Below are 3,875 nucleotides of genomic sequence, written 5' to 3'. Positions count from 1 at the left end.
CTCTCGACCGCGAGGCGTCAATTTGGCATTGCTGTGCATGTTCACCCGGTTTCTTGGCGGTTGCTGTTGCTTGGTAACTCCAGCTTACCGGCCAGATTCCGGGTGAACAACCTATCGAAACACTACAGTTAGGCGAGCTTGCGAGCCTTACGGATGGCGACCGCAACGCGTAATCTTATCGTATTCGACCGAGCCTTAGCCGTTAGGTGAGCTTGCGAACCTTACGGATAAGGACAGCAACGCCATGGCAGGTGAAGTTTGACCTCGTTGCGCACGATGTCCGTAGGGCTCGCAAGCTCGCCCAACGGCCACGCTTCGCGCCCTTCGGGTCGGACGCCAACGGGCGAAAGGACAATTTAGAAACTGCCCCTACCCTGCGGGCCTCCGCAGGGCCGTGGCGGACTGTATGCGGTATGCCGCACGTCGGTCAACAAGACGATATTACCTGACCCGCGCGGGGTGCGGGCCGGGGGATGCCGATCAGCGCCGCCTGCCGCGTCCCTTGCCCGGAGGGCTGCCGGAAGCCTTGCCCGGCGCCGTGCCCGCCTTGTGGGGGGCCTCCCCGCCGTGCCGGGCGGGACACGGGTCGGCGTCACCTTTCGCCTCGTCCAGGCGCAGGGCGGCCTCCAGCCCGGGGTCGGGGGCCACGATGAGCGAGCGGGCCACCGCGTCCACCCGCACGGAACCGGCGGCGGCCCCTTTCACGGCGCGCACGTCGCGCACCAGGGCCAGCATGATCCGGGCGCGGGCGGCGTTGCGCTGCCAACTCTTCACCGCCACCAGTGCGGCGGCCTCGGCCAGGGTGCGCTCCGGCACCTGGTGCGCCGGGTGGTCGCGCCGGATGATCAGGTGCGCGCTGGGACCGTCCTCGGCATGCAGCCACCAGTCGAAGGGCGAGGCCATGCGCAGGAGTTCGGCGTTGCCCTCGGCGCACCGGCCGCGCAGCAGCAGGAAGCCGTCGGAACTGCGAAAGCGCTGCACGTCGCTGCCGGTTCCGGTGGCGCGGGGCTGTTTGCGGGAGTCGGGCGCGCCCTTGGCGGGCCGGGCGGCGAAGCGGAACTGCACCGGCGGCAGCCCGGCATCCGGGGATATGATGGGGGACATGGCGGGGGGCATGGCGGCGGACTGTTCGGCGGCGGCCAGGTCGCGCGCCACTTCGGCCCGGCGGCGTTCGAGAATGGCCAGCCCGCGCGCGCCCCGGCCGGAGCGGTGGAACATGGCGGCCATGTTCTCGCGCACGGTCAGCAGCGGATCGAGGCGGATGGCGCGCACGGCGGGTACCGCAGGGACGCCCGCCGAAGACGGTGCGCCCTCGTTCCCGGCTTCCGGCTCCACGGCTTCGGGCACCGTCACTTCCGGCAAACGGGCATCCGGCGCATACCGGTACAGTACCCCTTGCAGGGCCACGGCGTCGGCCCGCTGGTCCAGCAGGCCGCGCAGGCGGCGTTCCTCGTCGTCCAGCTTGGCCAGCAGGCGGCGCAGGCGCTTGGCCTCGGCCTTGAACGGAGCGGCGGCCTCGGTACGGGCGGCATCGGCAAGGCCGGTGAACGCGGCGACTTCGCCCAGCACGGCGGCGGCGTCCAGGGCGGATTCGTGCGCCTCTTCCGTCCTGCCGCCACGCAGCGACGCGGGCAGCGGCCACGCGGAAAGCTCGTCCGGCTCATCTGGCTCATCTGGCTCATCTGGCTCGCCGGGCTCACCGGGCTCCGTCCCGCCCGTGGCGCGTTGGCGGTACAGGAACACGTCGCCCTCGCCGGAATCCAGGTCCACCAACAGGGCGCAGGCGTCGAGCGCGCCGTCTTCCGGGATGTCGCGGGAAATATCGGAAGGGCTGCCGGGGGAGGCGGCGGCGGAATGACCACTGCCCACGAGGGCGGCCAGAGTGCGCCGCAGGGCCGGGGTCAGCACGGGGTCGGACCCGGCGGCCCCGTCCGCGCACAACGCGCGCAGGGCGTCCTGCAACGCTTCCGGCTCCGAGGGGGGCGGCAGTTGCGGCCAGGCCGGTTCCGCGCCGAAGTCAGGGGGCAGGACATCCACAAGGCGCATGCCCTCGCGCAGGTCCAGCAGCACCAGCGCGCCCTGCCCTTCCGGCTGTCCCGTTCCGGCCGCCATGCGCAGGGCCAGCCGGCGGCGCGGCCAGTCGCACCCCGCCCAGGCCACGCGCCGCCCGGCCAGGTGCTTGCGCAGCAGCATGACCTGGGCGTCGGGCCGGGCCGGATTGGGCGGCTTGTGCGCGGCCAGGTACAGCAGCGGCGCGCGGCGTCCGTGGCGCAGCACCAGCACCTGCTTGCGCCCGGCGGCGAAGATGGTGAGGGAATGGATGTCCGGCGCGGGCGCGTGGATTTTTTCGATGCGGCACCCGGTCAGCAGCGGGACCAGCGCCCGGCAGACCCGGCGGAACAGATGGGCGTCCATCGTCGTATTCCTGGGCAGCGTGTCCGGCGGCGCGTCCGGCGGGCGGACTCCGCCATGGCCCCCAAAGCGAAAACGGCCCCTCATCCGGAAGGGGTGAGGGGCCGTTGCGGGCTTCTAATCGCCTCGGACGCGCTCGTCGTCTTCCTGCTTGCTCTTGCAGTTGATGCACAGCTTGGTCACGGGGCGCGCCTTCAGGCGCGGCACGCCGATGTCCTCGCCGCATTCGTCGCAGATGCCGAAGGAACCGTCCTCGATGCGGCCCAGCGCCGCCTGGATCTTCTTGATGAGCCGCCGTTCGCGGTCGCGGATGCGCAGGGTGAAGGCGCGGTCCGATTCCATGGTGGCGCGGTCGGCCGGGTCGGCGAAGACCTCGTTGTTATCCGTCATGTCTTCCAGCGTGAGGTCGCCCTTTTGCGTGGCTTCTTCCAGCATCTGGGTCAGCAATTCGCGGAAGTATTCGATATCCTTCTGATCCATGGGGAACCTCCTCGCGGTACGCAGCGCGCCGCCGCCAGGCGGCACGCGTGCCGGGTGGGGCTGTCGCTTGCAAGGCAACTGCCATAAATCATCCGGCCGATAAAAGTAAAGGGGCGAGGACTGATTTCCGCTCGCGGAAGCCGGGGGACACGGGCGCGGGACGTTGGTGGGCGCCGACTGACGGCCCGAACGTCACGGGTGGCGCGGAACGGAGGAAGCAAACGGTGCGGGCGCCCCGCGCGACGGCCGGGCCGGGGCACCGCCGGAGGGGCCGCCTGAGGGATTGCCCGCCCTCCCTTATCGGCGGCTCCCCGCCGGGTCACGACGAAGGGTCGCCCCGCCACCCCGCCCGTTCCGTGCCCACAAACCCGCACCTGCCAACATCTTGCGGGAATCCGTCGAGTTTTTTCGGGAACCTCGCTTGACAGGGAGCGGGGCTGTGACGTAGAAGGCTCTCCTCGTTGAGCGGGAGTAACTCAGTGGTAGAGTGCAACCTTGCCAAGGTTGAAGTCGCGGGTTCAAATCCCGTCTCCCGCTCCAACGAACCGATGAGGCGGCATAGCCAAGTGGTAAGGCAGAGGTCTGCAAAACCTCCATTCTCCGGTTCAAATCCGGATGCCGCCTCCAGCATCGGCGCGGGAGTAACTCAGTGGTAGAGTGCAACCTTGCCAAGGTTGAAGTCGCGGGTTCAAATCCCGTCTCCCGCTCCACCGTCTCCTTCGGGTTCGCCGCACAGCGCGGCAAACCCTAATGATACCCCACCATTAGCGGGAATAACTCAACGGTAGAGTGTCAGCTTCCCAAGCTGAAGGTTGCGGGTTCAAATCCCGTTTCCCGCTCCAGAATTTAAAAAGACGGGGTCTTCGACGTTAGCTGTGGAATTCACGCCTCCAAGAGTTGGGTGATGGGCGCTCCGATCAGGTAGATCATGGTGATGAAGGTTGTTACGTTCCGATACCCTCTGGCCCGCGAGCGAGCAGCCT

The 3,875-nt window shown here is 68.7% G+C and carries 2 protein-coding genes and 4 tRNA genes; 4 read left to right on the top strand and 2 right to left on the bottom strand.

The annotated features are described in order from the left end of the window. Positions 1-480: 480 nt before the first annotated feature. Complete coding sequence (locus tag V6B97_RS16990) at positions 481-2,415, bottom strand: NFACT RNA binding domain-containing protein (RefSeq protein ID WP_333507702.1); 1,935 nt, start codon at positions 2,413-2,415, stop codon at positions 481-483. Positions 2,416-2,529: 114 nt separating this feature from the next. Next, on the bottom strand, positions 2,530-2,892 hold the full coding sequence (gene dksA, locus V6B97_RS16985; RefSeq protein ID WP_333507701.1) for an RNA polymerase-binding protein DksA: 363 nt from the start codon (positions 2,890-2,892) through the stop codon (positions 2,530-2,532). Between the two features lie 465 nt (positions 2,893-3,357). Between dksA and V6B97_RS16980 the strand changes: the two genes are divergently transcribed. From V6B97_RS16980 to V6B97_RS16965, 4 genes are all read left to right on the top strand, one after another. Next, a tRNA-Gly gene (locus V6B97_RS16980) sits at positions 3,358-3,432 on the top strand. 12 nt (positions 3,433-3,444) lie between these two features. Continuing rightward, positions 3,445-3,519: transfer RNA gene (locus V6B97_RS16975), tRNA-Cys, on the top strand. An 8-nt stretch (positions 3,520-3,527) separates the two neighbouring features. Then, a tRNA-Gly gene (locus tag V6B97_RS16970) sits at positions 3,528-3,602 on the top strand. 57 nt (positions 3,603-3,659) lie between these two features. Continuing rightward, a tRNA-Gly gene (locus tag V6B97_RS16965) sits at positions 3,660-3,734 on the top strand. Positions 3,735-3,875 lie beyond the last annotated feature (141 nt).

This window comes from Nitratidesulfovibrio sp. 1201_IL3209 (assembly GCF_036763125.1).
GTDB lineage: Bacteria > Desulfobacterota > Desulfovibrionia > Desulfovibrionales > Desulfovibrionaceae > Cupidesulfovibrio.
The sequence above is the reverse complement of the archived record's forward strand: the minus strand, read 5'-3'. Positions and strand labels throughout refer to the sequence as shown.